We start from the raw sequence: 26,930 nt of genomic DNA on the forward strand, positions 1-26,930 counted from the left end.
GCCATCCGGCCGACCCGCAGAACGCACCCGTACAGGAGCTCGATGATCAACGCCCTTGGCACCCCCCAGTCCCTGCTGCTGCTCGGCGGCACGTCCGACATCGCGCTGGCCGTGGCCCGGCGCTACGCCGGTCGCGGCGCCGGCCTGCGGGTGGTGCTGGCGGCCCGGCCGGGCGAGCGGCGCAGCGCCGCGGCCGCCGAGCTGGGCGCGCTCGGCTGCGCGGTCGAGGAGGTGGACCTGGACGCCCGGGACCACGCCTCGCACGCGGCGACCGTCGATGCCGCGTTCGCCGGTGGTGACGTCGACGTCGCGGTGCTGGCCTTCGGCCTGCTCGGCGACCCGGAGACCGACTGGACCGATCCCGAGCTCGCCCTCGAGCTGGCCGAGGTCAACTTCGCCGCCCCCGTGCACCTCGGCGTGCTGCTGGGGAACAGGATGCGCGCCCAGGCCCACGGGCGGATCGTCGCCCTCTCGAGCGTGGCCGGCGAGCGGGTGCGCCGCTCCAACTTCGTCTACGGCTCCACCAAGGCCGGCTTCGACGGCTTCTTCCTCGGCCTCGGCGAGGCGCTGCGGGAGCACGGCGTCCACGTCCTCGTCGTCCGCCCCGGGTTCGTCCGCACCAAGATGACCGAGGGCCTGTCCGAGGCCCCGCTGGCCGTCACCGCCGACGACGTCGCCGACGCCGTCCTCGCCGGGGTGCAGGACCAGCGCGACCTCGTCTGGGTGCCCAAGCCCATGCGCTTCGTGATGAGCGGGCTGCGGCACGTGCCGCGCCCGCTGTTCCGCAAGCTCCCCCTCTGAGCCCCGGCGCCTGGTGACTCCGGGGTCGAGTTCGACCCCGAAGTCGCCACTGCGCCCGGGCCAGCCCCGATCAGCGCAGCGGCCGGAGCCGGTCGGTCGGGACGGGCAGCCGGTACCGCTCGGCGTCGTGGCTGACGAAGCCGAAGTCGGCCCGGGCCACGACCACCCCGGTCCGGTCGGCCGAGAGGATCTGCACCCGGACCGGTTCGTCGGCCGCGCCGTCCAGCCACCACGGGTCCGCGAGCACGGCCAGCCCGCGGCGGCGCAGCAGCTCCTCGGCCTCGTCGTCGTCGGCCGGGCCGCCCAGCGGGTGGCCGAACAGGGTCACGGGCGTGCTGCCGGCGTCGCCGGGCACGAGGTAGCCGACGAGCTCGGAGTCCTCCGGCCGGTGCACCGGCGTCCAGTCCTGCGGGATCACCCGACCATCCCACCGCAGCCGGAGGACCGACGGCCAGCCCATTTCCGGTCGCGCCCGTGCCGTCCGGCCCGGGTCCGACGCCTCTGGCCGGCTCTCGCGCGGCTCCCTAGCGTGGAGGGGACCGGCTCTCCCCCGAGGGCCCCGCCGAAGGAAACCCCCATGCGCCTCACCCCGCTGCTCACGGCCGCCGTGCTCCTGGCCGCCCCCCTCGCCGCGACGGCCCTGCCCGCCTCGGCCGCGACCTGCACCGCGCCGAAGACCTCGACCCAGGTGGAGCCGCGCACCGTCGTCGTCGACTCCAGCGGCACCACCGGCTTCGACGTCGTCGTCGCCGTGCAGCACCACGGGTGCGCGATCGGCGCGGTCACAGCGCTGGTCACCTCCCCGACCAAGGGCTCGGCGGTGCTCGAGCTGAGCGCCGAGGCCGGCAACGCGACGACGACCTACTACTTCGGCGGCCTCGACCTCAGCGCCGACCAGCTCGAGGACGGCGACGCCGGCACGTGGACCGTGAAGTCCCGCAGCGTCTGGGCGGCCTCCGCCGGCGACCTCGACGCCAAGGGCGCGGCCGCCGCGTCGAGCTCCACCAAGGTCTCCGTCCTCGCCGACGCCGACCTGAGCGCGGACGCCACCTCGGCCGCGCTGAAGAAGGGGAAGATCTCCAAGGGCAAGGCGCTGGCCGTCAAGGGCACGCTGAGCCGCGCCCGCTGGGAGGCGGGCACCTCGACGGGCTACGCCAAGCAGCGCGTCGAGGTGCAGTTCCGCACCCCGAAGGGGACCTACAAGAAGGTCAAGAACGTCACCACCAAGGCCGGCGGCGCCTACTCCGCCGCGTTCAAGGCGACCAAGGACGGCTGCTACCGCGTCGTCTTCCGCGGCAGCAGGACCGTCGCCCCGGTCACCAGCGCGGGTGAGTGCGTCGACGTCCGCTGACCCACGGCACGTCCCGGGCGGCGGCAGCCGCCCGGGACGTGTATCAACCCCCGCCCCTGCGGCTCCTGGGTCCCCGGACAGACCACTCCGACCCGAAGGACCGCCACCATGCGCTCACCGTTGACCGCCCTCGCCGCCCTCCCGATCCTGGCCGCCCCGCTGCTGGCCCTGCCGACCGCGTCGGCCGCCCCGTGCACCGCCCCCGAGCTCGTCCACGCCTCCGTCGACCCCGGGACGGTGGTCCTCGGGACCACGAAGCCGAAGGGGGTCGAGATCGAGGTGGCCGTCCGGGCCCGGGGCTGCGCCGTCAGCCGGGTCGCCACCGACGTCTTCACCGCCACCGACTACGTCGACACCCTCGAGATGGACGCGGTCGGCACCGCCGGAGGCGTCACCACGTACCGCACGGGAGCCCGGATCAACCCCGGCGCCTTCCCCAACGCCGGCGCGGGCACCTTCCGCACCAGCATCTACGTCGGCTGGGACGGCCAGACCCTCGGCGACGACGGACCGACCTTCCGGCTGCTGCGCGCCGCGAGGCTCACCGCGGACGCCTCGCCGGAGCCGGTGACGAAGGGCCGGCCGGTCACCGTGAAGGGCACGCTCACCCGCGCCAACTGGGAGACGCTGCGCTACGCCGGCTACACGAAGCGCGCCGTCCGACTCCAGTTCAAGCCCACCGGTGGCTCCTGGGCCACCGTCCGCACCACCACCAGCGGCAGCGGCGGGAAGATCGCCACCACGGTCACGGCCGGCCGGGACGGCTGCTACCGCTTCGTCTTCCCCGGCAGCGCGACCACGGCCAGGGCGACCAGCGGGGCCGACTGCGTCGACGTCCGCTGACCCGACGCCGGACGGGCGGTCTCATTCGAGGAGCGAGGCCGCCCCGTCCTGCTGCCCGGTGACGTCCCAGAGGTGGTGGACGACGTCGTGCAGGACGTACTGCGACAGGCTGGCGACGGTGAACTCGGCCCCGTCGGAGCGGAGCCCGGTCCGCGCGCGGTCGGCCGGCGCGACGCCCTGGAGGCGGGCGACGAGGACCTGCGCGGCGTCCTCCAGCTCGGCGGCCACCCCCTCGGGGTCGGCGTCGGCGTAGCGCTCCAGCACCGCCGTCTCGTCCTGGTCCCAGTTCGGGAAGCGGGGGGCGTCCTCGGCGAGCATCGAGGCGATCCGCGCGTCGGCGATCCGGTAGACGTCGCGGACGTGGCAGCCGTACTCCAGCGGCGACCAGACCCGCGGCGCGGGCCGCGCCTCCACGGCCGGGTGCGACTGCAGGATCTGCACCCACTCCTCCGCCGCGACGAAGGCCCGCTCGGCGACGGTGCCCGGGTCGACCTCACCGGCGGCGAGACCGCAGTCCTCGCAGCGCCGGGTCAGCGTCCAGGTCCAGTCCTTCTCGTCCGGGGTCACCGGGTCCAGGTCGGCCACGCGCTCAGGGTATCGGCCCGGCTCGACCCGGGCCCGGCCTCAGACCAGCAGCCCGACGACCAGCACGACCAGGGCCAGCGCGGGCAGCACTCCCTGGGTCAGCGCCGCCCGGGCCTTGCTGCGGTCGGACAGCAGCAGGACCAGTGCCGCGGCCAGCATCGAGCCGGTCCCGGCGGCCACCAGCGCCACCCCGGCGTCGGGGACGGGACCCAGCAGCAGCACCCCGACCAGCGTCACCACGGCCAGGAAGAGGTTGTAGAAGCCCTGGTTGAAGGCGAGCGACCGGGTGACGGCGGCCGTCTCCGCCGTCGTGCCGAAGACCCGGCGCGTCCGCGGGTCCTCCCAGCGCAGCGACTCCAGCACGAAGATGTAGCCGTGCAGCAGGGCGGCGAGGACGGCCGCGACCGCGGCGGCGACGATCATGGCCGCCACCCTAGGCCCGGCCACCGGGGCGCGTACCGGATGATGACCGCGTGGCCACCTCCGCCGGCACCCGCGTCGACCTCAACGCCGACCTCGGCGAGTCCTACGGGCGCTGGACCCTGGGCGACGACGCCGCCCTGCTGAGCGTGGTGACCAGCGCGAACGTCGCCTGCGGGTTCCACGCCGGCGACCCGCTGACGCTGCAGCGCACGTGCGCGGCCGCCGTCGCCGCCGGGGTGACGATCGGCGCCCAGGTGGGCTACCCCGACCTCGCGGGCTTCGGCCGGCGCTTCCTCGACATGGCGCCCGACGACCTCACCGCGGCCGTGCTCTACCAGCTCGGCGCCCTCGACGGCCTCGCCCGGGTGGCGGGCGGCCGGGTGGCCTACCTCAAGCCGCACGGCGCCCTCTACAACGCCACCGTCGACCACGAGGGCCAGGCCCGCGCCGTCGTCGACGCCGTCGCCGCCTACGACCCGACCCTGCCGGTGCTGGGGCTGCCGGGCTCGGCCCTGCTCCGGCTGGCCGGCGAGGCCGGGCTGCGGGGCGTCGGCGAGCACTTCCTCGACCGCGCCTACACCGACGACGGCCGCCTCGTCGACCGCCGGCTCCCCGGCGCCCTGCTGCACGACCCGGACGAGGCCGCCGAGCGCGCCGTCGCCGTCGCCCGCGAGGGCCGGCTGGGCTCGCTCTGCACCCACGGCGACTCCCCCGGCGCCGTCGCGATGGCCAGGACGGTGCGGGCGGCGCTGGCCGCGGCCGGGATCGCCGTCGCCCCGTTCGTCGCGCCCGCCGGCGGCTGAGCCGTGGCCCGCCGGCTGCTCGGCTACGGCGACGACGCCGTCCTGCTGGAGTGCGCCGACCTCGCCGACGCCGTCGGGCTGGCCCCGCGGGTGCGGGCGGCGGTGCCCGCGGTGGTCGAGGTCGTGCCCGGGGCCCGCACCCTGCTGCTGCGGCTGGCCGCGCCGCTCACCGCCGACGCCCGCGAGCTCCTGCTCACCCTGCCGGCCGCGCCGACGGGCACGGCGTCGGGACCGCTCGTCACCCTGCCCGTGGTCTACGACGGCGAGGACCTCGACGAGGTGGGGGCGCTCACCGGCCTCGGCGCCGACGGGGTGGTCGCCGCGCACACCGGCCAGACCTGGACGGTCGGCTTCTGCGGGTTCGCGCCCGGGTTCGGCTACCTCGTCGGCCCCGACGAACGGCTCCGGGTGCCCCGCCGGCCGACGCCGCGGACACGCGTCCCAGCGGGCGCGGTCGGGCTGGCCGGGCCGTTTTCCGGGGTCTACCCGCGCCCCGGGCCGGGCGGCTGGCAGCTGCTCGGCCGGACGGCGACCACCCTCTGGGACCTCGAGGCTCACCCCCCGGCCCTGCTGCAGCCCGGCACCCGGGTCCGGTTCGAGGTCGCGTGAGCGGCGCGCTGGTCGTGGAGGCCCCGGGCCCGCTGACCCTCGTGCAGGACCTCGGCCGGCCGGGGCTGGCCCACCTCGGGGTCTCCCCGTCCGGCGCCGCGGACCGGGCGGCGCACCGGCTGGCCAACCGGCTGGTCGGTGAGGAGGAGGGTGCGGCGACGCTGGAGGTCACCCTCGGCGGGCTGGTCGTCCGGGCGACGGCGACGCTGTTCGTGGCCGTCACCGGCGCGCCGACGACGGTGCGGGTGGACGGCACCCCGACGGCCTCGCACACCACCGTCGTCCTCCGCGCCGGCGCCCGGCTGCACGTGGAGCGGCCGGCGCGCGGCCTGCGCAGCTACCTGGCCGTCCGCGGCGGGTTCGTCGTCGCCCCGGTGCTGGGCAGCCGGAGCCGCGACGTGCTCGCCGGCCTGGGCCCCGCCCCGCTCGCCGTCGGCGACGTGCTGGCCGTGGGCGACCCGACCCGACCGCTGCCCGACGCCGACCGGGCCCCCGCCCCGGCGCCGGTGACCGTGCTCGACGTCCGACCGGGACCGCGCCGCGACTGGTTCACCGGCGACGCCTGGTCGACGCTGCTGGGCACCGTCTGGGCCGTCACCGCCGACGTCGACCGGGTCGCCGTCCGGCTGTCCGGCCCGGCGCTGACCCGTGCGGTGACCGACGAGCTGCCCTCCGAGGGCCTCGTCCGCGGGGCGGTCCAGGTGCCGGCGTCGGGCCAGCCGCTGCTCTTCGGCGCCGACCACCCGGTGACCGGCGGCTACCCCGTGCTGGCGGTGCTGACGCCCGCGGCCGCGGACGCCGCCGCCCAGCTCCGGCCCGGCGACGCGGTCCGCCTCGCCGGCTGAGCCGTCGGCTGCGGGAGGGGGCCGCGCGCCGACGGGGCGGGAGCCCCATGTCCTAGACTCCTCGGGCCCGGTCGCAGGTGCTCCCTGCCGCGGCGGGCCGCCAGCCGCGTCCCAGCGCCGGCCGGTCGACGACGCCCGAGGAGGATCCGTGGGAATTCGCAAGGTGCTCATCGCCAACCGTGGCGAGATCGCCGTCCGCGTCATCCGGGCCGCGAAGGACGCCGGCCTGGGCAGCGTGGCCGTCTACGCCGACGCCGACCGCGACAGCCTCTTCGCCGGCCTCGCCGACGAGGCCTACGCGCTGGACGGGGACACCCCCGCGCAGACCTACCTCGACGTCGCCAAGATCCTCGACGTCGCCGCCCGCAGCGGCGCCGACGCCGTGCACCCGGGCTACGGCTTCCTGGCCGAGAACGCCGACTTCGCCCGCGCCGTCAGCGACGCCGGCCTGGTCTGGATCGGCCCGCCGCCCTCGGCCATCGAGGACCTCGGCGACAAGGTCGCCGCCCGCCACATCGCCCAGCGCGTGGGCGCCCCGCTGGTGCCCGGCACCGCCGACCCGGTCGCCGACGCCTCCGAGGTCATCGCCTTCGCCGAGGAGCACGGCCTGCCCATCGCCATCAAGGCCGCGTTCGGCGGCGGCGGCCGCGGGCTCAAGGTGGCCCGCGAGATGGGCGAGATCGCCGAGCTGTTCGAGTCCGCGACGCGGGAGGCCGTCACCGCCTTCGGCCGCGGCGAGTGCTTCGTCGAGCGCTACCTCGACCGCCCCCGGCACGTCGAGACCCAGTGCCTGGCCGACGCCCACGGCAGCGTCGTCGTCGTGTCCACCCGCGACTGCTCGCTGCAGCGCCGCCACCAGAAGCTGGTCGAGGAGGCGCCCGCGCCCTTCCTCACCGACGACCAGCGCGCCCGGCTCGTCAGCGCCTCCAAGGCGATCCTGCGCGAGGCCGGCTACGTCGGCGCCGGCACCTGCGAGTTCCTCGTCGGCCAGGACGGCACCATCTCCTTCCTCGAGGTCAACACCCGGCTGCAGGTCGAGCACCCCGTCTCGGAGGAGGTGACCGGCTTGGACCTCGTCCGCGAGATGTTCCGGATCGCCGACGGCGAGGAGCTCGGCTACGACGACCCGGAGGTCCGCGGCCACTCCATCGAGTTCCGCATCAACGCCGAGGACGCGGGCCGGAACTTCATGCCCGCCCCCGGCACGCTGACCGCCTGGCGCGCGCCGTCCGGCCCCGGCGTCCGCGTCGACGAGGGCTACCTGGCCGGGATGACCGTGCCCGGCGCCTTCGACTCCCTGGTGGCCAAGGTCGTCGTCACCGGCCGCGACCGGGCCGAGGCGCTGGCCCGCTCCCGCCGCGCCCTGGCCGAGCTGGTCGTCGAGGGCATGCCGACCGTCGTGCCCTTCCACCGCGCCGTCCTCGACGACCCGGCCTTCACCGCCGCCGACGGCGTCTTCGGGGTGCACACCCGCTGGATCGAGACCGAGTTCACCGGCGCGATCGAGCCCTGGGCGGGCACCGCCGGCAGCGCCGAGCCGGCCGAGCGCACCCGGGTCGTCGTCGAGGTCGGCGGCAAGCGGCTGGAGGTCGTCGTGCCCGCCGGCCTCGGGGCGGGCACCGGCGCTGCCCCGGCCGCGGGGGGCCGCAAGCCCACCCGGCGCAGCGGGGGTGCGGCCGCGGCGAAGGCGCCGTCGGGCAACGCCCTCACCTCCCCGATGCAGGGCACCATCGTCAAGGTCGCCGTCGCCGAGGGCGACGCCGTGGCCAGCGGCGACCTCGTCGTCGTCCTCGAGGCGATGAAGATGGAGCAGCCGCTGACCGCGCACCGCAGCGGGGTCGTCGCCCGGCTCACCGCCGAGGTCGGGGCCACGGTCACCAGCGGCTCCACCCTCTGCGACATCGTCGACGCCTGAGCGGGTCGGCCGCCGGTGCCCGCGGACGCGTGAAAAAGGGGTAAGAACCCCGACGCCGATGAGGGCTCCGCGGAGCCGCGGGGCACACTGGGACCGTGGGTGAATTCCTGGTGCTGATCGTCATCGTCCTCCTGGTGGTGGGCGGCGCGTCGCTGTACCGCCGGCGCGCCATCGCCCAGCGCGAGGCCGTCCGGCGGGCCGAGCTGGAGACGCAGCTGTCGACCTCCAAGCGGGCCGCCGACGAGGACGTCACCAAGTTCGGCGAGGAGCTCCAGCGGCTCGACGTCGACGTCGCCGGGCACCCCCTGGACGAGGCGATGCAGCAGGACTACCAGCGCGCCCTGGACGCCTACGAGGACGCGAAGAGCTCTCTCGACGCGGTGCAGAAGCCCGACGAGATCAAGCACGTGACCGAGATCCTGGAGGACGGCCGCTACGCCGTCGCCTGCGTCAAGGCCCGGGTCGCCGACCGGCCGCTGCCGGCCAAGCGCCCGCCCTGCTTCTTCAACCCCGCCCACGGACCGTCGTCCCAGGACGTCCAGTGGGCCCCGCCCGGGGGCGCCCAGCGCGCCATCCCGGCCTGCCCCGCCGACGCCGAGCGCGTGCTCGCCGGCGCCGACCCCTACATCCGCACCGTCCAGGTCGGCGCCCAGCGGGTGCCCTACTGGGAGGGCGGTCAGGCCTACGCCCCCTGGGCGCAGGGCTACTACAGCCGCTGGAGCGGCAGCGACATGCTCTCCGGCATGCTGATCGGCAGCTTCCTGTTCGGCGGCATGGGCAACGTCTTCGGCGGTGTCGGCGAGGGCCTCGGCGGGCTGGGCGAGGGCCTCGAAGGCCTCGGCGACGGGATCGGCGAGGGCTTCGAGGGCATCGGCGACGGCATCGGCGAGATGTTCGGCGGGCTCTTCGGCGGCGACTGAGCCGCCGCCCCTGTGGATCCAGCGCTCGACCGTCCGCACCGCCCCTGAGGGGTGTCTCGAGGACGTCGAGCGCTGACTTCCCGGGGAGAACCCCCGGTCAGCGCCAGCAGAGCCGGTCGACCAGTCCCGTCAGCGTCTCCGAGCAGCCCCGCTCCAGCTTGAGCGTGGCCAGGGGGTCGCCCCGGGTGGCGCCGCGGTTGACGATCACCGTCGGGCGCTCGGCCTTGGTCTGGTGGCGGACGAACCGCAGCCCCGACATCACCGTCAGCGACGAGCCCAGGACGACCAGCACCTCGGCGCGGTCGACGAGGGCGTAGGCCTGCTCGACGCGCGGCTTGGGCACCGACTCCCCGAAGAAGACGACGTCGGGCTTCAGCCGGCCGCCGCAGCCCTCGCAGCCGGCGAGCACGAAGCCGGTCCAGTCCTCGACGACGGCGTCGCCGTCCGGTCTGAGCTCCGCGTGCTCCAGGACGGGCGGCTCGTCGAGGTCCGGGTTGAGCGCGGCCAGCCGCTGCTGCAGGTCCAGCCGCGCGCTGACGTCGCCGCAGTCCAGGCAGACCACGTCGGCGATCCGGCCGTGCAGGTCGATCACCGTGCGGCTGCCCGCGGCAGCGTGCAGGCCGTCGACGTTCTGGGTCAGGACCCCCTGCAGGCCGGCGTCCTCGAGCTCGGCGAGCGCGACGTGGCCGGCATTGGGCGAGGCCTCCCCGATCCGGCGGAAGCCGAGGTAGCTGCGCGCCCAGTACCGGCGCCGCGCCTCCTCCGAACCCACGAACTCCTGGAACTGCATGGGGGTGGCCCGCACCGACGTCGGCCCGCGGTAGTCCGGGATCCCGGAGTCGGTGCTCATCCCCGCCCCGGTCAGCGCGACCCAGCGACGGCCGCGCAGCAGGTCGGCGACCGCCGCGGCGGCGTCGACGTCGGGCAGCACGCTCACGGCCCCGAAGGTACCCGGCGGGGCAACCGGCTCCCCGTGGCCCGAGCCTGTCGGGGACCCTTCGACAGGCTCAGGGAGCGGGGCCGGGGCGCGAGGGGGAGGGATCAGCTCAGCTGATGATCGAGCGGGTGCCGTGCAGCCGGCGTGCGGCCTCGGCCAGCGAGCCGGTCATCGAGGGGTAGACGGTGAAGGACTGGGAGACCTGGTCCACCGTCAGCCGCTCGGCGACGGCGATGGCCACCGGGTAGATCAGCTCGCTGGCCCGCGGGGCCACGACCACGCCGCCGATGACGATGCCGGTGACGCTGCGGCAGAACAGCTTGACGAAGCCGTCGCGGCTGCCCTGCATCTTGGCCCGCGGGTTGCCCCGGAGCGGCAGGGTCACCGTCCGGGCCTGCACCTCGCCGGCGTCGACCTGGGTCTGGCTGACCCCGACCGTCGCGATCTCGGGGGCGGTGAAGACGTTGGCCGAGACGGTCTTGAGGTCCAGCGGGGAGACGGCGTCGCCGAGCGCGTGCCACATGGCGATCCGGCCCTGCATGGCGGCGACCGAGGCGAGGGCGAAGACGCCCGTGCAGTCGCCGGCGGCGTAGACGCTGCGGGCCGAGGTGCGCGAGACCCGGTCGACGGTGATGAAGCCGGCGTCGCTGACCTCGACGCCGGACTCGGCCAGGCCCATGTCGGAGGTGTTGGGGATCGAGCCGACGGCCACCAGGCAGTGCGAGCCGACGACCTCCCGGCCGTCGCTGAGGGTGACGGTGACCGAGTCGCCGTCCCGGGTCACGGTCTCGGCGCGGGAGCGCTGCAGGACCGTCAGGCCGCGGCGGGCGAAGACGTCCTCCAGCACCTGGGCGGCGTCGGCGTCCTCGCCGGGCAGCACCCGGTCGCGGGAGGAGATGAGCACGACCTCGGAGCCCAGGGCGTCGTAGGCGCTGGCGAACTCGGCGCCGGTGACGCCGGACCCGACGACGATCAGCCGCTCCGGCAGCTCGGTGAGGTTGTAGAGCTGGGTCCAGTTGAGGATCCGCTCGCCGTCGGGCTGCGCGGAGGCCAGCTGACGCGGCCGGGCGCCGGTGGCCAGCAGGACCACGTCGGCGTCGAAGCTGCGCTCGCCCTCGGCGGTCTGGGCGACGACCCGGTCGGGCCCGTCGAGCCGGCCGCGGCCGATGACCAGCTCGACGTTCTCACGCTGGATCCGCTCGCAGATGTCGTCGGACTGCTTGCGCGCCAGGTCGAGCACCCGAGCGTTCACCGCGGCCAGGTCGACGCTGACGACGGCGTCGGCGTGCCCGCTCTCGGCGTCGCCGAAGCGCAGGCCCAGCTCGGCGGAGGCGCGGACCTCCGTCATCACCTCGGCCGTCGCGATCAAGGTCTTGGAGGGCACGCAGTCGGTCAGCACGGCCGAACCGCCGAGGCCGTCGGTGTCGATCAACGTCACCTCGCCGCCCAGCTGGCTGCCGACGAGGGCGGCCTCGTACCCACCGGGTCCACCACCGACGATCACCACGCGAGTCACCGGTCCAGTGTTCCATGCACGGCCGATAGCCTCCTGCTCGTGCTGTACGCCGCCTACGGAAGCAACCTGGACCCCGCCCAGATGGCTGAGCGCTGCCCGCACTCCCCCTTGCGGGGCACGGGCTGGCTGCAGGGCTGGCGGCTGACGTTCGGCGGGGAGGGCTGGGACGGACCGCTGCCGACCGTCGTCGAGCAGCCCGACGAGCACGTCTTCGTCGGCCTCTACGACGTCACCGCGCCCGACGAGCAGTCCCTCGACATCTGGGAGAGCGCCAACTCGGGGCTGTACGAGAAGGTGCGGGTCCGCGTCGAGACGCTGGAGGGCGAGCTGGCCGCCTGGGTCTACGTCCTGCACGACTTCGAGGGCGGCGTGCCCAGCGCGCGCACCCTCGGCATCCTCGCCGACGCGGCCGAGGCCGCCGGCGCCCCGAAGGACTACCTGACCGAGCTGCGCGGCCGGCCCTGCACCAGCGGCTGGTGACCCCGGCCGGGCCCCGGGACGCCGACCACCGCCGCGGCCGGTCCCCCGCGGCGCCCCCGTAGGCTGCCGCCATGTCGACTGACCCGTACGCCCTGGCCGAGGAGGCCGCCGCGGCGCTCCGCGACCGCTTCGCGCTGGAGAGCATCGACCTGGCCTTCGTGCTGGGCTCGGGCTGGTCCGCGGCCGCCGACGACCTCGGCGAGGTCCTCGGCCGCTGCCCGCTGGCCGAGCTGCCGGGCTTCGCGGCCCCCACCGTCGTCGGGCACGGCGGCGAGCTGCGGGTCGTCCGCACCGGCAGCGGCAAGGTGGCGGCCCTGTTCACCGGCCGGACGCACTACTACGAGGGGAAGGGCGTCGCCCAGGTCGTGCACGGCGTCCGCACCGCCGCCGCCGCGGGCGCCCGCACCCTGGTGCTGACCAACGGCTGCGGCGGGCTGAACCCCGCCTGGTCCCCCGGCACGGCCGTGCTGATCCGCGACCACGTCAACCTCACCGCCGCCACCCCGCTGGTCGGGGCACGCTTCGTCGACATGACCGACGCCTACGCCCCGCGGCTGCGCGACCTGGCCCGGACAGTCGACGCCGAGCTGGCCGAGGGCGTCTACGTCCAGTTCCCCGGCCCGAGCTACGAGACCCCCGCCGAGGTGCGGATGGCCGGCGTGCTGGGCGGCGACCTCGTCGGCATGTCGACCGCGCTGGAGACCATCGCCGCCCGCGAGGCGGGTCTCGAGGTGCTCGGCATCTCGCTGGTCACCAACCTGGCCGCCGGCATCTCCCCTACCCCGCTGCACCACGCCGAGGTCCTGGAGGCCGGCCGCGCCGCCGTCCCGCAGCTGAGCCGCCTGCTGGCCGGGCTCGGCGCGGCGCTCTGAGGCGGGGGCAGCCGTGAGCGACTCCGCCATCGACGACCTGGCCCGCACCGTCGCCGCCTGGACCGCGCAGGACCCCGACCCGGCCACCCGCGCCGAGGCCGAGGAGCGCCTGGACCGCGCCCGGTCCGGGGACGCCGACGCCCGCGCCGCGCTGGCCGACGCCTTCGGCAGCCGGCTCGCCTTCGGCACCGCCGGCCTGCGCGGCGCCCTGGGCGCCGGGCCCAACCGGATGAACCGCGTCGTCGTCGGCCAGGCTGCCGCCGGGCTGGCCGGCTACCTGCTCGCCCACGACGCCGGCGGGCAGCGGGTGCTGGTCGGCTACGACGCGCGGCACGGGTCGGCCGTCTTCGCCCGCGACACCGCGGAGATCCTCGCCGCGGCCGGCTTCGAGACGCTGCTGACCGCCGCCCCGACGCCCACCCCCGTCGTCGCCTTCGGCATCCGGCACCTCGGCTGCGCCGCGGCCGTCGTCGTCACCGCCTCGCACAACCCGCCGCAGGACAACGGCTACAAGGTCTACCTGGGCGACGGCTCCCAGATCGTCCCTCCGGCCGACGCCGAGATCGCGGCGGAGATCGCGCGGGTCGCCGCCGGGGACCTGGCCGACGTCCCGCGCAGCCCGGCCTACCGGGTCGTCGGCGATGAGCTGCTCGACGCCTACCGCGACCGGGTGGCGTCGCTGGTCCACGCCGACGCACCGCGGGACCTGCGCTGGGTCTACACCCCGATGCACGGCGTCGGCGGCGCGCTGGTCGAGCAGGTGGTCGCGGCCGCGGGGTTCCCCGCCGCGCGGGTGGTCGCCGCCCAGGCCGAGCCCGACCCCGACTTCCCCACCGTGCCCTTCCCCAACCCGGAGGAGCCGGGCGCCATCGACCTCGCCCTCGCCGAGGCGGAGGCGGCCGGGGCCGACCTCGTCGTCGCCAACGACCCGGACGCCGACCGCTGCGCCGCGGCCGTGGTCGTCGACGGCGGCTGGCGGATGCTGTCCGGCGACGAGCTGGGCGCGCTGCTCGGCGACGACGCCCTGCGCCGCGGCGTCCGCGGCACCTACGCCTGCTCGGTCGTCTCCAGCACCCTGCTGTCCCGGCTGGCCGCCGCGTCGGCCCAGCCCTTCGTCGCCACCCTCACCGGCTTCAAGTGGATCGGCCGGGTCCCCGGCCTGGCCTTCGGCTACGAGGAGGCCATCGGCTACTGCGTCGACCCGCAGGCCGTGCCGGACAAGGACGGCATCTCGGCCCTCGTCCGGGTGCTGGCGCTGGCCGCCGAGCTGCGGGCGCACGGCCGCACGCTGGCCGACCGGCTGGACGAGATCGCCCGGGTGCACGGCGTCCACCACACCAGCCAGCTGTCGGTCCGGGTCGCCGACCTCGCCCTGATCGGCGAGGCGATGGCCCGGCTGCGCGCCGCCCCACCCTCGACCCTGGCCGGCGAGCCGGTCGTGGTGGAGGACCTGGCCCCCGGCTCGGCCGCGCTGCCCCCGACCGACGCCGTGCTGCTGCGCGGCGCCAGCACCCAGGTCGTCGTCCGGCCCTCCGGCACCGAGCCCAAGCTCAAGTGCTACCTGGAGGTCCGCGAGGACCCGACGGCCGACCTCGTCGCCGCCCGCGCCCGCGCCCGGGACCGGATGGCGCAGGTCCGCACCGAGATGAGCACCGCCCTCGGCCTCTGAGCGGCCGGGGGCCCGACGCCCGAGCAGAGGAGCCCCGATGTACCTCATCGTCGTGAAGTTCGAGACCACGCCGGACTGGACCGAGCGCTGGCCGGACCTGGTGGCGGGCTTCACCGCCGCCACCCGGCAGGAGCCCGGCAACCTCTGGTTCGAGTGGTCGCGCAGCCTCGAGGAGCCGCACGTCTTCGTCCTCGTCGAGGCCTTCACCGACGACGGCGCCGGCCCGCACGTCAGCAGCCCGCACTTCGCCCGCGCCATGGAGGAGATGCGGCCGGCCCTGGCCAGCACGCCACGGATCGTCAGCCGTCAGGTCGAGGGCAGCGGCTGGGACACGATGGGCGAGCTGCAGGTCGACTGACAGCCACGTCCCGCACCCCGGAGGAACCCCCGTGACCACCCGCAGCAGCAGCCCGACGCGGGCCCAGCGGCTCGACGTCCTGCCGTTCACCCGCGAGCACCGGCGCCTGCTGGTGGGCTCGGGCACCGGCTGGGCGCTCGACGCGCTGGACGTCGGGCTGGTCTCGTTCATCATCGCCCAGCTCACCGTGCAGTGGCGGCTGACGCCCGGAGAGGCGTCCTGGATCGCCTCGATCGGCTTCGTGGGGATGGCGATCGGGGCGGCGGTGGGCGGGCTCCTCGCCGACCGCTTCGGCCGGCGGCAGGTGTTCGCGCTCACCCTGCTGGCCTACGGGCTGATGACCGGCGTCTCCGCGCTGTCCTGGTCGCTGGCGGCCCTGCTGGTCTTCCGCTTCCTCGTCGGCCTCGGGCTCGGCGCCGAGCTGCCCGTGGCCTCCACGCTGGTCAGCGAGTTCGCGCCCGCGCGGATCCGGGGCCGGGTCGTCGTCGTGCTGGAGTCGTTCTGGGCCGTCGGCTGGACCCTGGCGGCGCTCATCGGCTTCCTCGTCGTCCCCCGCGGCGACGACGGCTGGCGCTGGGCGCTGGCCCTCGGCGCCGTGCCCGCCCTGTACGCCGTCGTCGTCCGGCTGGGGCTGCCGGAGTCCGTCCGCTTCCTGGAGTCGGCGGGCCGCCACGACGAGGCCGAGCGCGTGGTGCGCCGCTTCGAGGACTCCGCCGACGGCCGCCGCGCCGCGGGAGCCCCGCCCGAGCCCGACGAGCCGGCCGAGGCCGCCGGCGCGGCGACCGGCGGCCGGGTGGCCGCCCTGTGGGCACGACCGCTCCGCCGGCGCACGGCCGCGCTCTGGGCCGTCTGGTTCTGCGTCAACTTCTCCTACTACGGCGCCTTCATCTGGCTCCCCAGCCTGCTCTACGCCTCGGGGTTCTCGCTGGTCCGCTCGTTCGGCTACACGCTGCTCATCACCCTCGCCCAGCTGCCGGGCTACGCCGTGGCGGCGGTGCTGGTGGAGCGCTGGGGGCGGCGCCGCACCCTCGTCGCCGCCCTGGTGGGCTCGGCCGCCGCGGCCGCGCTGTTCGCCGGCGCGGGCAGCACGGCCACGGTGCTGACGGCGGGGATGCTGCTCTCGTTCTTCAACCTCGGCGCCTGGGGCGCCCTGTACGCGGTGACGCCGGAGCTCTACCCCACCTCGCTGCGCGGCACCGGGGCGGGCTGGGCCGCGGGCGTCGGCCGGATCGCCTCGGTGGTCGCCCCCCTGTGCGTGCCCCTGCTGAGCGGGGCCGGCGGCACCGGCCTGGTCTTCGGCGTCTTCGCCGGGGTGTTCGTCCTGGCCGCCGCGGCGGCGACCGCCCTGCCCGAGCTCCGCGGGCGGGCGCTGGCCGAGGGCTGAGCGCCTTCCTCGTGTAGCAGGTGGTGGACACACCAGCCGGTTCTGGTGTACCACTGGGTCACCACACGAGCCCAGGAGCGACCATGACCGGACCCACCCTTCTGCTGCTGCTCCTGCTCGCCCTCCTCGGCGGGGCGCTGGTCAGCGCGGCGACCGCGGGGCGGCGCGAGCAGCCCCTGGCCCCGCTGGACGCGGCGTCCGCGGACGCCGTCCGGACGACGACGGGCCGGGCCCGCTCCCGCGCCCTGCTGGGGCTGGTCGCCGCGGCGGCGACGGCGGTCGGACTGCTGGCCCTGCAGGGCGCCCGACCGGGGTGGCTCGGGCTCCCCCTGGCGGTGGCGCCCGGGCTCGCCGCGTCGGCCGGCCTGCTGGTCTTCAGCGCCGTCCCGGCCGCCCGCCGCCCGCCCGCCCCGGCCACCAGCGGCTCCCTCGACCGGCGCCACCCCTGGTCCTTCGCCGGTCGTCGGCCGTTCGCCGTCCCGGCCCTGGCCGGCGCCGTGCTCGTCGTCGCCCTCGGAGCCGGCGCGGCGCTCGCCTCGCCCGACGCGCAGGGTCGCCGGCGCACCTTCACGGCCGTCTCGGCCGACGGCGTGGTCACCGGCACCGCGAGCCCCTTCCCGGGCGGCTACTACGGCCTCCCCGTGCTCGTCGTCGCCCTGCTCCTGCTGGCCGCGGCCTGGCTGGCCCTGCACCGGGTGGCCACCACCTCGGCCCTGCCCGGTCCGGGCCTGCAGGCTGCCGACCGCCGGTGGCGCACCGCCAGCACCCGCGTCGTCAGCCGGATGGCCACCGCGGCCCTGCTGGGCTACGCCGGCGGCGTGCTCGCGGTGGGAGGCTCGGCCGTCCACCGCACCGCCGCCGGGATGGCGCTCAACGGCGTCGACGGCTTCGGCGCCGCGGCCACCGGCGCCGCCGTCGTCGCCGTCCTGGGCGCGCTGCTGCTCCTGCTGGGCGGGGTCGCCGTCGGCGGGGCGGTGGCCGCGGCGCTGGGCACGACCGCCGCCCCCGCACCCGTGGCCGTCGCCGCGGAGCAGGTGGGGAGCGGCCGTTGATCACCGTCGACCACGCCAGCGCCGTCCCCCCGTTCGAGCAGATCCGGACCCAGCTGGCCGACCAGGTGCGCAGCGGGACCCTGGCCGCCGGTCACCGGCTGCCCTCGATCCGCCAGCTCGCCGGCGACCTGCAGGTGGCGACGGGCACCGTCGCCCGGGCCTACGCCGAGCTGGAGGCGGCCGGCCTGCTCACCACCAGCCGCGCCAGCGGGACCCGGGTCCGCGACGGGCAGGCCGTCGACCTGGAGCTGCGCCGGGCCGCCGAGCGCTTCGTCCGGCTGGCTCGCCAGCGGTCGGTGCCCCTCGCCGACGCCCTCGGCACGGTGCGCGCGGTCTGGTCGGGCGTCGACGGCTGATGTCCGACCAGATGTGCGGCCCTTCTGCTGATCGGCGCTAGTATCTCCGCCATCGGTGGCACGAGGCCGCAGATCTTGTCGTCAGGAGGGTCCATGGCAGAGCGCACGCACGTCTCCCCCGCCGAGGTGCACGAGGTGCTGGGGCGGCACGTCCTCACCGACGGGATGAAGCTCGTCGTCGACCTGCGGCGCAGCCGCGGCTCGCGGCTGGTGGACGCCCGCACGGGCGAGCGCTACCTCGACCTCTACACGTTCTTCGCCTCGGCCCCCCTGGGCATCAACCCGCCCGGGCTGGCCGACGACCCGACCTTCCTGGCCGAGCTGGCCGAGGTCGCCGCCAACAAGCCGGCCAACCCGGACATGTACACCACGGCCTACGCCGAGTTCGTCGCCACCTTCGTCCGCGTGCTGGGCGACCCGGCCCTGCCGCACCTGTTCTTCGTCGAGGGCGGGGCGCTGGCGGTGGAGAACGCGCTCAAGGCCGCCTTCGACTGGAAGAGCCGGCACAACGAGGCCGCCGGCCGCGACCGCCGGCTGGGCACCAAGGTGCTGCACCTGACCCACGCCTTCCACGGCCGCTCGGGCTACACGCTCTCGCTCACCAACACCGAGCCCGGCAAGACCGACCGCTTCCCGCAGTTCGACTGGCCGCGCATCGACGTGCCCGCCGTCCGCTTCCCGCTCGCCGACCACCTGGCCGAGGTCGAGGCCGCCGAGCAGCACGCGCTGGAGCAGGCCCGGCAGGCGTTCGCCGCGCACCCGCACGACATCGCCGCCTTCATCGCCGAGCCGATCCAGGGCGAGGGCGGGGACAACCACGTCCGGGCCGAGTTCTTCGCCGCCCTGCGCGACATCGTGCACGCCCACGACGCGCTGTTCGTCTTCGACGAGGTCCAGACCGGCGTCGGGACCACCGGGAGCGCCTGGGCCTACCAGCAGCTGGGCGTCCAGCCGGACCTCGTCGCGTTCTCGAAGAAGACCCAGGTGGGCGGGGTGATGGGCGGCGGCCGGGTCGACGAGGTGCCCGACAACGTCTTCACCGTCTCGGGCCGGATCAACTCCACGTGGGGCGGCGGGCTCACCGACATGGTCCGCTCGCGCCGGCTGCTCGAGATCATCGAGGCCGAGGGGCTGATCGAGCAGGCAGGACCTAAGGGCGAGCGGCTGCAGGCCGGGCTGCGCGCGCACGCCGAGGCGCACGGCCTGGTGGACAACGTCCGCGGCCGCGGGCTCTTCGTCGCCTGCGACCTCCCCGACACCGCGACCCGGGCTGCCCTCGTCGCCGACCTGCACGACGTCGAGCACGTCATCGTGCTGCCCTGCGGCCCGCGGTCGGTCCGCTTCCGTCCCGCCCTGTCCATCACCGAGGATGAGGTCGACGAGGCAGTCGCCGCCTTCGGCCGCTCGCTCGCCCGCACCGCCGCCCCCGCACGCCAGCTCCAGGAGTCCGCCCGATGAGCACCCCCGCCAGCCCCGCCCCCGTCAGCAGCGTCGTCGCGGGCTCCCCCGTGCCCGGCGGCCGGACGGTGAGCAGCACGAATCCCGCGCACCTGGACCGGGTGGTCGGCGAGGTCGTGCTGGCCGGCGCCGACACCTTCGTGGCCGGGGCCGAGGCCGCCCGGAAGGCGCAGGAGGGCTGGGCCGCCGTGCCCGCCCCCGTCCGCGGCCGGGCCATCGCCCACATCGGCCGCCTGGTCGAGGACAACGCCGAGGCGCTGGCCCGGCTGGTCACCGACGAGATCGGCAAGCCCTACGCCGAGGCCCTCGGCGAGGTCCGCGAGATCGTCGACACCTGCGACTTCTTCCTGGGCGAGGGCCGCCGGCTCTACGGCCAGACGGTGCCCAGCGAGATGCCCGACAAGCAGCTGTTCACCTTCCGCAAGCCCGTGGGCGCCGTCGCGATCATCACCGCCGGCAACTTCCCCGTCGCGGTCCCGTCCTGGTACATCGTGCCGGCGCTGCTGGCCGGCAACACCGTCGTCTGGAAGCCCGCGGAGTACTCCGCCGTGGTCAGCGCGGCCTTCCACGAGCTGTTCGTCCGCGGCGGCGGCCTGCCGGACGGTGTCTTCAACGTCGTGCACGCCGACGGCGCGGCGACGTCGGAGGGGCTGGCCCGCGCACTGGAGGCCGGGCTGGTCGACAAGGTCGGCTTCACCGGCTCCTCCCCCGTCGGCCGCGAGATCGGCGCCCTGACCGGGCGGCACCTGCAGAACGCGTGCCTGGAGCTGGGCGGCAAGAACCCGCTGGTGGTGACGCCCAGCGCCGACCTGGACCTGGCCGTCGAGGGCGCCCTGTTCTCGGGCTTCGGCACCGCCGGCCAGCGCTGCACTTCGCTGGGCACCGTCATCGTGCACGCGTCGGTGCACGAGGAGTTCCTGCGCCGGCTGGACGCCGCCGTGGCCGGCGCGGCCGTCGGCGACCCGCGCGAGGACGTGCTCATGGGGCCGCTGCTCGACGCCAAGTTCGCCGAGCGCTACGAGGAGTACCTGACCTGGGTGCAGCCGCACCACCGCGTCCGCGGGGCGCAGGGCCGGATCACGGCTGACAACCCCCGGGCCGGCTTCGTCGGCGACCCGGCGGCAGGCCTGTTCTACCACCCCGTGGTCGTCGACGGGGTGCGCCCGGGTGATCGTCTCTTCGACGAGGAGACGTTCGGGCCGGTCATCGGCGTCACGACCTACGAGACGCTGGCCGAGGCCGTCGACCTGGCCAACGCCCCGGGCTACGGGCTGTCGTCGGCGATCTACACCGCCGACGCCACGGAGGCCTTCACCTTCCGCGACCGGATCGGCGCGGGGATGGTGAGCATCAACAACTCGACCTCCGGCGCGGAGGCCCACCTGCCCTTCGGCGGCAACGGCAAGTCGGGCAACGGCTCGCGGCAGTCCGGCATCTGGGTGCTCGACCAGTTCACCCGCTGGCAGTCGGTCAACTGGGACTACTCCGGGCGGCTGCAGAAGGCCCAGATGGACGTCGTCGAGCTGGTCCCCGACACCACCTTCCGGCTGCCCGGCTAGTCCCGTGCACCCGCTCGACGCCGCCACCCGCACCGCCCTGTCCGAGTTGTCAGAAGTGAGGACGGTGAGGACCGATCTCAGTTCTGACACCTCGGCACTCGAATGGTGGGAGGGGATCTTCGACGCGCAGGCGACCAGCCGGCACCTCGACCTCGTGGCCCGCGAGCTGCAGGCCCGCGGCGAGGGCTTCTACACGATCAGCTCGGCGGGGCACGAGGCGAACGCCCTGGTCGCGGCAGCGCTGCGGCCGACCGACCCGGCGCTGCTGCACTACCGCTCGGGCGGCTTCTACGCGGCGCGCGCGGCGCAGGTGCCGGGCAGCACGCCCGTCCGCGACGTCCTGCAGGGGCTGATGGGGCTGGCCGACGAGCCCATCGCGGGTGGCCGGCACAAGGTGTTCGGCCACCCCGACCTGGCCGTCATCCCGCAGACCTCGACCATCGCCTCGCACCTGCCGCGGGCCGTCGGGCTCGCGCTGGCCCTCCACCGGGCGCACCGGCTGGGCGTCGCGTGCCCCTGGCCGCGCGACGCCGTCGTCGTCGCGTCCTTCGGCGACGCCTCGGCCAACCACTCGACGCTGACCGGCGCCGTCGGCACCGCCCTCAACGCCGCCCACCGCGGCCTCGACGTCCCCCTGCTGCTGGTCTGCGAGGACAACGGCTACGGCATCTCGGTGCCCACCCCGGCCGGCTGGGTGGAGCACGCCTACGGGTCCCGGCCAGGCCTGGACTACGTCGCCGTCGACGGCGACGACCCGGGCGCCGCCTGGCCTCAGATCCGCGACGCCGCCGCACGGGTCCGGCGCGGGCGTCGTCCGCTCTTCCTGCACCTGCGCACGGTCCGCTTCCTCGGCCACGCCGGCAGCGACGCGGAGGTCAGCTACCGCACCCCCCGCGCGATCGAGGCCGACTACGCCCGCGACCCGCTGCTGGGCACCGCGCGGGTGCTCGCCGGGCGGGGCGTCGCCCCGGCCGCCCTGCTGGAGCGCTACACCGCCGCCCGGGCCGTCGTCGACGCCGAGGCGGACCGGCTGCGCGGTGGCCGGCGGCTCGGGTCCGCACCGGAGGTGATGGCGCCGCTCGCCCCGCGCCGGCCCGAGCGGGTGGCGCGGGCGGCGGAGGCGTACCGGCCTCCCCCCGGGCCCGGGGACGGGCGGACGCTGGCCGAGAGCGTGAACGCCGCCCTGGCCGGGATCCTCGAGGCCGACCGCCGGGTGCTGGTCTTCGGCGAGGACGTGGGCGTCAAGGGCGGGGTCTACGGCGTCACGGGCGGGCTGGCCCGGCGCTTCGGCGCCGCGCGGGTCTTCGACAGCGTCCTCGACGAGCAGTCGATCCTGGGGATGGCGCTGGGGGCGGGGCTCGCGGGGCTGGTGCCGGTGCCCGAGATCCAGTACCTGGCCTACCTGCACAACGCCGAGGACCAGCTGCGCGGCGAGGCCGCCACCCTGCGGTTCTTCTCCTCCGGCCGGTTCCCCAACCCGCTGGTGGTCCGGGTGGCCGGGCTCGCCTACCAGCGCGGGTTCGGCGGGCACTTCCACAACGACAACGCGCTGGGCGTGCTCCGCGACATCCCCGGCCTGGTGCTGGCCTGCCCCAGCCGCGGCGACGACGCCGCCGCCATGCTGCGCACCTGCGTCGCCGCGGCGGCCGCCGACGGGACGGTGGCGGTGTTCCTGGAGCCGATCGCGCTCTACCACCGCCGCGACCTGCACGAGCCGGGCGACGGCGGCTGGCTGAGCGCCGACGACGCGGGCCACGTGCCGGTCGGCCGCGCCCGGCTGCACCCGCCCGAGGACGGCGGCGCTCCCGACCTGACGCTGGTCACCTTCGGCAACGGGGTCCTGATGAGCCTGCGGGTGGCCCGCCGGCTGAGCGGCCGGGGCCTCCGGGTCGCGGTGCTGGACCTGCGCTGGCTCGCCCCGCTCCCCCTGGACGACCTGCTGGCCGCCGCCCGGGCGTCGGGCCGGGTGCTGGTCGTCGACGAGACCCGGCACGCCGGCGGCGTTGGCGAGGGCGTCGTCACGGCCCTGGTCGAGCACGGCCACGACGGCGCGCTGGCCCGGGTGGCCAGTGCGGACTCCTTCGTGCCGCTCGGACCCGCGGCCGCGCACGTACTGCTCGACGAGGACGAGATCGAGCTCGCCGCGCTCACCCTGGCCGCGAGGCCCGGACCCCCTGATGACACCACCACCACCGGAGGACGGACATGACCCGCACCACCCCCCTGGAGCTGCTGGGTGTGGACCACCTGCTCAGCGAGGACGAGCGCGACGTGCAGGCCGCGGTCCGCGACTTCGTCACCACCCGGGTGAAGCCGCACGTCGCGGGCTGGTTCGAGCGCGGCGAGATCGACCGCGGTCTGCTGTCCGACGCCGGCTCGCTCGGCCTGCTGGGCATGCACCTGGAGGGCTACGGCTGCGCGGGGACCAACGCCGTCTCCTACGGCCTGGCCTGCCTGGAGCTGGAGGCCGGCGACTCCGGCGTGCGCAGCATGGTCTCGGTGCAGGGCTCGCTGGCCATGTTCGCGATCCACGCCTTCGGCAGCGAGGAGCAGAAGCAGGTCTGGCTGCCGGGGATGGCGCGCGGCGAGCTCGTCGGCTGCTTCGGGCTCACCGAGCCCGACTTCGGCTCCAACCCGGCCGGCATGCGCACCCGGGCCAAGCGCGACGGCGACGGCTGGCTGCTCAACGGCACGAAGATGTGGATCACCAACGGCTCGATCGCCGACGTCGCCGTGGTCTGGGCCGCGACCGACGAGGCCGAGGGCGCCAAGGGCATCCGCGGGTTCGTCGTCCCCACCGGCACGCCCGGGTTCTCGGCACCGGCCATCGGCCACAAGCTCTCGCTGCGCGCGTCGGTGACCTCGGAGCTGGTGCTGGAGGACGTGCACCTGCCGGCCGACGCCGTCCTGCCCGGGGTCACGGGCCTGCGCGGGCCGCTCTCCTGCCTCAACGAGGCACGGTTCGGCATCGTCTTCGGCGCCCTGGGCGCGGCCCGCGACTGCCTGGAGAGCGCCCTGGACTACGCCGCCACCCGGGAGATCTTCGACAAGCCGCTGGCCTCGTTCCAGCTCACCCAGGCGAAGCTGGCCGACATGGCGCTGGAGCTGCAGAAGGGCTTCCTGCTGGCCCTGCACCTGGGCCGGCTGAAGGACGACCACCGTCTGGAGCCGCGCCAGATCAGCCTCGGCAAGCTGAACAACGTCCGCGAGGCCCTGCAGATCGCCCGCGAGTGCCGCACCATCCTCGGCGCCAACGGCATCACGCTGGACTACCCGGTGATGCGGCACGCCAACAACCTCGAGTCGGTGCTGACCTACGAGGGCACCTCCGAGGTGCACCAGCTGGTCATCGGCCAGGCCCTCACCGGCGAGAACGCCTTCAGCTGACCGGCGACCGCGCCCTGAGCCTGTCGAAAGGCCTTCGACGAGCTCAGGCAGTGGTGGGCAGCGCAACTGCGGGAGGACGACAGCCCCGGACCTCGCTCCGCCCGTCGTCTTCCCGCAGTTGGTGCCCACACGCGCTGCGAGGCGCGAGTGCTGAACAACCGCACATCAGGGTCGCCGTCGGCGACGGTTTCTCAGCACTCACCGCCGCTGGCCGTCAGACCCGACTTCGCGCCCTGAGCCTGTCGAAGGGCCTTCGACGAGCTCAGGCAGCGGTGGGCAGCGCAACTGGCGCCGCGGGCGCGAGTGCTGAAGAACCACACATCTGGGCCCCCGTCGGCGACGGTTCTTCAGCACTCATCGGGGCTGTCTGACCAGCCCGACCCCGCATGCGAGACCCCTCGAACGGAGCGGACCTACTTGACGAAGGTCAGGCCCTTGAGGGTCTCGGTGTAGGCCGACCAGGTCTTCTTCGTCGCCGGCGCGTAGACGCTGGTCTTCAGGGTCCGGGCCTTGGTGTCGATGGTGACGACGCGGGTGGGGTTGGTGTCCCGGTCGTGCATCGTGGTCAGGAAGGAGTAGACCTTGTTGCCCTTCGCGCCGGTGTCGACGCGGGCCTTGCGGGCCTTGCCGGTGTGGCCGGAGAAGACGAACTTCACGTTGGGGTAAGGCCGGACGAGGTTCTTCCAGACGTACTCGGGGCTGGTGTCGCCGTAGCCGGCGTTGGTGGTGCCGATGCCGCCCGACTTGGTCAGGTAGTAGTGCGTCGAGATGATCACGTTGTAGTCCGGGTGGCTGGCGACGACCTTCTTCGCCCAGGCCACCACCGAGGCCCGCGGGCAGAACTCGAGGGTGAGCACCATCCACCTGAGCCCGCCGGCGGTGTACATCGTGAAGACGTTGTCCACCTTGCCCCGCTCGAACACGCCGCCCACGCCGCGGAAGTCGGCGGCGTCGAAGTAGGAGTTGAGGGTCTCGGTGTCGCGCAGCAGCGCGTTGCTCCGGGTGGCGTCGCGGGCGCTGCCGCCGACGCCGGTGGCCATCGTGTCGTGGTTCCCGACGGCGAAGGTGTAGGGCAGCCCCGCCTTCTCCAGCGGAGCCAGGCCGCGCTTGGCGTGCGCCCACTGCTCGTGGCCCGGGGTGTCCCAGTTGACGAGGTCGCCGGTCTGCAGCAGGAAGCTCATCTTCTTCTGCTGCAGGACCCAGCTGGACCGGTTGGTCAACCGGGTGTCGCCCGCGCTGATCACCTCCATCTGGGTGTCCGGGACGGCGGCGAAGGAGAACGTGGTGCCGGTCGTCGTCGCGATCGGCCTGCTCACCAGCCCGGCGGACCCGGTGGCGGGCACGGCGACGGGACGGGCCCAGAAGGCGACGCCCTCGCTGCGCCAGCCGGCCGCGGCCAGGGCCGTCGTCGAGGCCGGGCTGGTCACCATCTGGTGCCGGCCGCCGCGCGTCCACCGCTCGACGGGGGTGAGGCAGGCGGACGCCGTCGCGGACACGTGGAAGCGCACGCCCTGGTCGACGTAGCCCTGCTCCTCGGCCGCGCGCACGTCGGCGGCGTCGGCGCTGTAGAGGAAGTCGTCGGACCGGGCGGAGTAGAGCCGGTGCAGGCCGACGAGCCCCGGGCGGGCGGTCGCGGCGGCGCGGAAGGCGGCGCCCCGGTCGTCGGTGAAGCCGTAGGCGCTGCCGGCCCGGGCGGCCTCGTTCGTCGAGGTGGTCAGCAGGCCGGTTCCGCTGGCGGGCTTGACCCGGTGCAGCACCGGGGTGCTGAGGTCGGAGCAGCTGATCGCTGCGGCTGCGGGCCGCGCGCCGGGCGCGGCGACGAGGGCGGCCACCGCACCGAGCGCGACGAGCAGCGGGAGGAGGGGTCGGGGGGGTCGGGACATGCACGCGCTCCTAGAACTCACCCCGAGCCGCGCCCAGCCTAGCCGCGCCCCCGCCCGGCGCGCCGGGCGTTACCTGAAGTTGACGCCCGCGCGGGGAACCGGTCCCCCGCACGTCGTCGACGTCCGCCCCGTCCGGGCCGCGCAACGCGCGGGACGGCGCCCGTAGGATCGGCGCATGGCCGCCGACCACCCGACCTCCCCGGCCGGCGCCGCGGCCCCTCCGCCGGACCACCACCCCGTCGGCACCGTCATCCTGCTGGCCGGGGCGTCGGGCAGCGGGAAGTCCCGGCTGGCCCTGGCCACCGGCTGCCCCCGGCTCAACCTCGACGACTTCTACCACGACGGCGACCACCCCGGCCTGCCGCGCACGCTCGGCATCGTCGACTGGGACGACCCGCGCTCCTGGGACCGGGAGGCGGCCGTGGCCGCCGTCGTCCGCCTGTGCCGGACCGGGGTGGCCGACGTGCCCGTCTACGACATCGGCGCCAGCCGCCGCCGCGGCCACCGGGTCGTCGACCTCGCCGGCTCGCCCGTCCTGGTCGCCGAGGGCGTCTTCGCCCCCGAGGTCGTCGGCCCGCTGCGGGCCAGCGGCGTCCCGATGGACGCCGTCTACCTCGACCGCTCCCGCACGGCGACGATGCTGCGGCGCTTCCTGCGCGACGTCGCCGAGCGCCGCAAGCCCCTGGTCGTGCTCGTCCGCCGCGGGCTGGCCCTGTGGCGGGCCGAGCCCGGCATCCGGGCCCACGCGCTCGCCCAGGGCTGCCGGCCCGTCTCGATGGCGGCCGCGACCCGGGCCGTCGAGGCCGCCCGCCGCCCCCGGTCCTGAGCCGCCCAGCCCGCTTTTCCGCGCCTTTTCCCACGCCGGGAAAAGTGCCCCGGGGCTCAGGTCCGGGCATGTTTCTGGTCTCGTTCGAATAACGTTCC

26 protein-coding genes are annotated in these 26,930 nt (G+C 75.4%); 20 read left to right on the top strand and 6 right to left on the bottom strand.

The annotated features are described in order from the left end of the window. Positions 1–42: 42 nt before the first annotated feature. Positions 43–801, top strand: a complete 759-nt coding sequence (dprE2, locus tag JOF54_RS06545; RefSeq protein ID WP_210054058.1) for a decaprenylphospho-beta-D-erythro-pentofuranosid-2-ulose 2-reductase — start codon at positions 43–45, stop codon at positions 799–801. 70 nt (positions 802–871) lie between these two features. Here the strand turns inward: dprE2 and JOF54_RS06550 are convergent, their stop codons facing one another. Then, positions 872–1,219, bottom strand: a complete 348-nt coding sequence (locus JOF54_RS06550; RefSeq protein ID WP_210054060.1) for a hypothetical protein — start codon at positions 1,217–1,219, stop codon at positions 872–874. 159 nt (positions 1,220–1,378) lie between these two features. Here JOF54_RS06550 and JOF54_RS06555 point away from each other — a divergent pair, with 159 nt between their 5' ends. Both JOF54_RS06555 and JOF54_RS06560 read left to right on the top strand, forming a co-directional pair. Further along, positions 1,379–2,152, top strand: a complete 774-nt coding sequence (locus JOF54_RS06555) for a hypothetical protein (protein ID WP_210054061.1) — start codon at positions 1,379–1,381, stop codon at positions 2,150–2,152. 108 nt (positions 2,153–2,260) lie between these two features. Continuing rightward, positions 2,261–2,995, top strand: a complete 735-nt coding sequence (locus tag JOF54_RS06560) for a hypothetical protein (RefSeq protein ID WP_210054063.1) — start codon at positions 2,261–2,263, stop codon at positions 2,993–2,995. A gap of 21 nt (positions 2,996–3,016) precedes the next feature. Here JOF54_RS06560 and JOF54_RS06565 read toward each other — a convergent pair whose 3' ends face one another. Both JOF54_RS06565 and JOF54_RS06570 read right to left on the bottom strand, forming a co-directional pair. After that, positions 3,017–3,580, bottom strand: coding sequence for a DinB family protein (locus tag JOF54_RS06565; protein WP_307803903.1), 564 nt, complete (start codon positions 3,578–3,580; stop codon positions 3,017–3,019). Between the two features lie 39 nt (positions 3,581–3,619). Continuing rightward, positions 3,620–4,003 carry a DUF1304 domain-containing protein gene (locus tag JOF54_RS06570; protein ID WP_210054065.1) on the bottom strand — a complete coding sequence of 128 codons (384 nt, stop codon included), beginning with the start codon at positions 4,001–4,003 and terminating at the stop codon, positions 3,620–3,622. A gap of 50 nt (positions 4,004–4,053) precedes the next feature. On the opposite strand from JOF54_RS06570, the gene JOF54_RS06575 reads away from it, so the two are divergent. The 5 genes from JOF54_RS06575 (at position 4,054) to JOF54_RS06595 (ending at position 9,095) form a co-directional block, all read left to right on the top strand. After that, positions 4,054–4,806, top strand: coding sequence for a LamB/YcsF family protein (locus JOF54_RS06575; RefSeq protein WP_210054067.1), 753 nt, complete (start codon positions 4,054–4,056; stop codon positions 4,804–4,806). A 3-nt stretch (positions 4,807–4,809) separates the two neighbouring features. Continuing rightward, positions 4,810–5,415, top strand: a complete 606-nt coding sequence (locus tag JOF54_RS06580) for a 5-oxoprolinase subunit B family protein (RefSeq protein ID WP_210054069.1) — start codon at positions 4,810–4,812, stop codon at positions 5,413–5,415. Beyond that, on the top strand, positions 5,412–6,260 hold the full coding sequence (locus JOF54_RS06585; protein WP_210054071.1) for a 5-oxoprolinase subunit C family protein: 849 nt from the start codon (positions 5,412–5,414) through the stop codon (positions 6,258–6,260). Before JOF54_RS06580 ends, JOF54_RS06585 begins: the two co-directional genes overlap by 4 nt. Positions 6,261–6,408: 148 nt before the next feature. Next, entirely contained in the window at positions 6,409–8,175 is a 1,767-nt protein-coding gene (locus tag JOF54_RS06590; RefSeq protein WP_307803905.1) for an acetyl/propionyl/methylcrotonyl-CoA carboxylase subunit alpha, read from the top strand. Between the two features lie 95 nt (positions 8,176–8,270). Beyond that, on the top strand, positions 8,271–9,095 hold the full coding sequence (locus JOF54_RS06595; protein WP_210054073.1) for a hypothetical protein: 825 nt from the start codon (positions 8,271–8,273) through the stop codon (positions 9,093–9,095). Positions 9,096–9,192: 97 nt separating this feature from the next. Here the strand turns inward: JOF54_RS06595 and JOF54_RS06600 are convergent, their stop codons facing one another. Both JOF54_RS06600 and JOF54_RS06605 read right to left on the bottom strand, forming a co-directional pair. Continuing rightward, positions 9,193–10,032 (bottom strand): NAD-dependent protein deacetylase, encoded by an 840-nt coding sequence (locus JOF54_RS06600; RefSeq protein ID WP_210054075.1) that lies wholly within the window; start codon positions 10,030–10,032, stop codon positions 9,193–9,195. A 109-nt stretch (positions 10,033–10,141) separates the two neighbouring features. Next, positions 10,142–11,548: an NAD(P)H-quinone dehydrogenase gene (locus JOF54_RS06605; RefSeq protein WP_210054077.1), complete on the bottom strand. Its 1,407-nt coding sequence runs from the start codon at positions 11,546–11,548 to the stop codon at positions 10,142–10,144. A 39-nt stretch (positions 11,549–11,587) separates the two neighbouring features. On the opposite strand from JOF54_RS06605, the gene JOF54_RS06610 reads away from it, so the two are divergent. From JOF54_RS06610 to JOF54_RS06660, 11 genes are all read left to right on the top strand, one after another. Beyond that, positions 11,588–12,028, top strand: coding sequence for a gamma-glutamylcyclotransferase family protein (locus tag JOF54_RS06610; protein WP_210054079.1), 441 nt, complete (start codon positions 11,588–11,590; stop codon positions 12,026–12,028). Between the two features lie 71 nt (positions 12,029–12,099). Continuing rightward, complete coding sequence (locus JOF54_RS06615) at positions 12,100–12,900, top strand: purine-nucleoside phosphorylase (RefSeq protein ID WP_210054081.1); 801 nt, start codon at positions 12,100–12,102, stop codon at positions 12,898–12,900. A 13-nt stretch (positions 12,901–12,913) separates the two neighbouring features. Then, complete coding sequence (locus tag JOF54_RS06620) at positions 12,914–14,569, top strand: phospho-sugar mutase (protein ID WP_210054083.1); 1,656 nt, start codon at positions 12,914–12,916, stop codon at positions 14,567–14,569. Positions 14,570–14,606: 37 nt separating this feature from the next. Next, positions 14,607–14,927 carry a putative quinol monooxygenase gene (locus JOF54_RS06625; protein ID WP_210054085.1) on the top strand — a complete coding sequence of 107 codons (321 nt, stop codon included), beginning with the start codon at positions 14,607–14,609 and terminating at the stop codon, positions 14,925–14,927. A gap of 31 nt (positions 14,928–14,958) precedes the next feature. Further along, positions 14,959–16,311 (top strand): MFS transporter, encoded by a 1,353-nt coding sequence (locus tag JOF54_RS06630; protein ID WP_210054087.1) that lies wholly within the window; start codon positions 14,959–14,961, stop codon positions 16,309–16,311. 83 nt (positions 16,312–16,394) lie between these two features. Continuing rightward, on the top strand, positions 16,395–17,363 hold the full coding sequence (locus JOF54_RS06635) for a hypothetical protein (protein ID WP_210054089.1): 969 nt from the start codon (positions 16,395–16,397) through the stop codon (positions 17,361–17,363). Beyond that, complete coding sequence (locus tag JOF54_RS06640) at positions 17,360–17,719, top strand: GntR family transcriptional regulator (RefSeq protein WP_210054091.1); 360 nt, start codon at positions 17,360–17,362, stop codon at positions 17,717–17,719. Before JOF54_RS06635 ends, JOF54_RS06640 begins: the two co-directional genes overlap by 4 nt. A gap of 93 nt (positions 17,720–17,812) precedes the next feature. Then, entirely contained in the window at positions 17,813–19,177 is a 1,365-nt protein-coding gene (lat, locus tag JOF54_RS06645) for an L-lysine 6-transaminase (RefSeq protein ID WP_210054093.1), read from the top strand. Continuing rightward, on the top strand, positions 19,174–20,736 hold the full coding sequence (locus JOF54_RS06650; RefSeq protein ID WP_210054095.1) for an aldehyde dehydrogenase family protein: 1,563 nt from the start codon (positions 19,174–19,176) through the stop codon (positions 20,734–20,736). The genes lat and JOF54_RS06650 overlap by 4 nt, the downstream gene beginning before the upstream one ends. Positions 20,737–20,800: 64 nt before the next feature. Beyond that, on the top strand, positions 20,801–22,945 hold the full coding sequence (locus JOF54_RS06655; RefSeq protein ID WP_307803908.1) for a thiamine pyrophosphate-dependent enzyme: 2,145 nt from the start codon (positions 20,801–20,803) through the stop codon (positions 22,943–22,945). Then, complete coding sequence (locus JOF54_RS06660; protein ID WP_210054099.1) at positions 22,942–24,123, top strand: acyl-CoA dehydrogenase family protein; 1,182 nt, start codon at positions 22,942–22,944, stop codon at positions 24,121–24,123. Before JOF54_RS06655 ends, JOF54_RS06660 begins: the two co-directional genes overlap by 4 nt. Before the next feature lie 413 nt (positions 24,124–24,536). Here the strand turns inward: JOF54_RS06660 and JOF54_RS06665 are convergent, their stop codons facing one another. Then, positions 24,537–26,006 carry a metallophosphoesterase gene (locus JOF54_RS06665; protein ID WP_210054101.1) on the bottom strand — a complete coding sequence of 490 codons (1,470 nt, stop codon included), beginning with the start codon at positions 26,004–26,006 and terminating at the stop codon, positions 24,537–24,539. A 175-nt stretch (positions 26,007–26,181) separates the two neighbouring features. Here JOF54_RS06665 and JOF54_RS06670 point away from each other — a divergent pair, with 175 nt between their 5' ends. Beyond that, positions 26,182–26,832, top strand: coding sequence for a uridine kinase family protein (locus tag JOF54_RS06670; protein WP_245357998.1), 651 nt, complete (start codon positions 26,182–26,184; stop codon positions 26,830–26,832). Positions 26,833–26,930 lie beyond the last annotated feature (98 nt).

It is taken from the genome of Microlunatus capsulatus (assembly GCF_017876495.1).
In the GTDB taxonomy this organism is placed as follows: domain Bacteria; phylum Actinomycetota; class Actinomycetes; order Propionibacteriales; family Propionibacteriaceae; genus Microlunatus; species Microlunatus capsulatus.

What these genes read in the sequence shown, in the direction of transcription:
- dprE2 (WP_210054058.1), top strand. Translation starts at nt 43, where the DNA reads ATGATCAACGCCCTTGGCACCCCCCAGTCCCTGCTGCTGCTCGGCGGC.
- JOF54_RS06555 (WP_210054061.1), top strand. Translation starts at nt 1,379, where the DNA reads ATGCGCCTCACCCCGCTGCTCACGGCCGCCGTGCTCCTGGCCGCCCCC.
- JOF54_RS06560 (WP_210054063.1), top strand. Translation starts at nt 2,261, where the DNA reads ATGCGCTCACCGTTGACCGCCCTCGCCGCCCTCCCGATCCTGGCCGCC.
- JOF54_RS06570 (WP_210054065.1), bottom strand. Translation starts at nt 4,003, where the DNA reads ATGATCGTCGCCGCCGCGGTCGCGGCCGTCCTCGCCGCCCTGCTGCAC.
- JOF54_RS06615 (WP_210054081.1), top strand. Translation starts at nt 12,100, where the DNA reads ATGTCGACTGACCCGTACGCCCTGGCCGAGGAGGCCGCCGCGGCGCTC.
- JOF54_RS06625 (WP_210054085.1), top strand. Translation starts at nt 14,607, where the DNA reads ATGTACCTCATCGTCGTGAAGTTCGAGACCACGCCGGACTGGACCGAG.
- JOF54_RS06635 (WP_210054089.1), top strand. Translation starts at nt 16,395, where the DNA reads ATGACCGGACCCACCCTTCTGCTGCTGCTCCTGCTCGCCCTCCTCGGC.
- lat (WP_210054093.1), top strand. Translation starts at nt 17,813, where the DNA reads ATGGCAGAGCGCACGCACGTCTCCCCCGCCGAGGTGCACGAGGTGCTG.
- JOF54_RS06650 (WP_210054095.1), top strand. Translation starts at nt 19,174, where the DNA reads ATGAGCACCCCCGCCAGCCCCGCCCCCGTCAGCAGCGTCGTCGCGGGC.
- JOF54_RS06660 (WP_210054099.1), top strand. Translation starts at nt 22,942, where the DNA reads ATGACCCGCACCACCCCCCTGGAGCTGCTGGGTGTGGACCACCTGCTC.
- JOF54_RS06665 (WP_210054101.1), bottom strand. Translation starts at nt 26,006, where the DNA reads ATGTCCCGACCCCCCCGACCCCTCCTCCCGCTGCTCGTCGCGCTCGGT.
- JOF54_RS06670 (WP_245357998.1), top strand. Translation starts at nt 26,182, where the DNA reads ATGGCCGCCGACCACCCGACCTCCCCGGCCGGCGCCGCGGCCCCTCCG.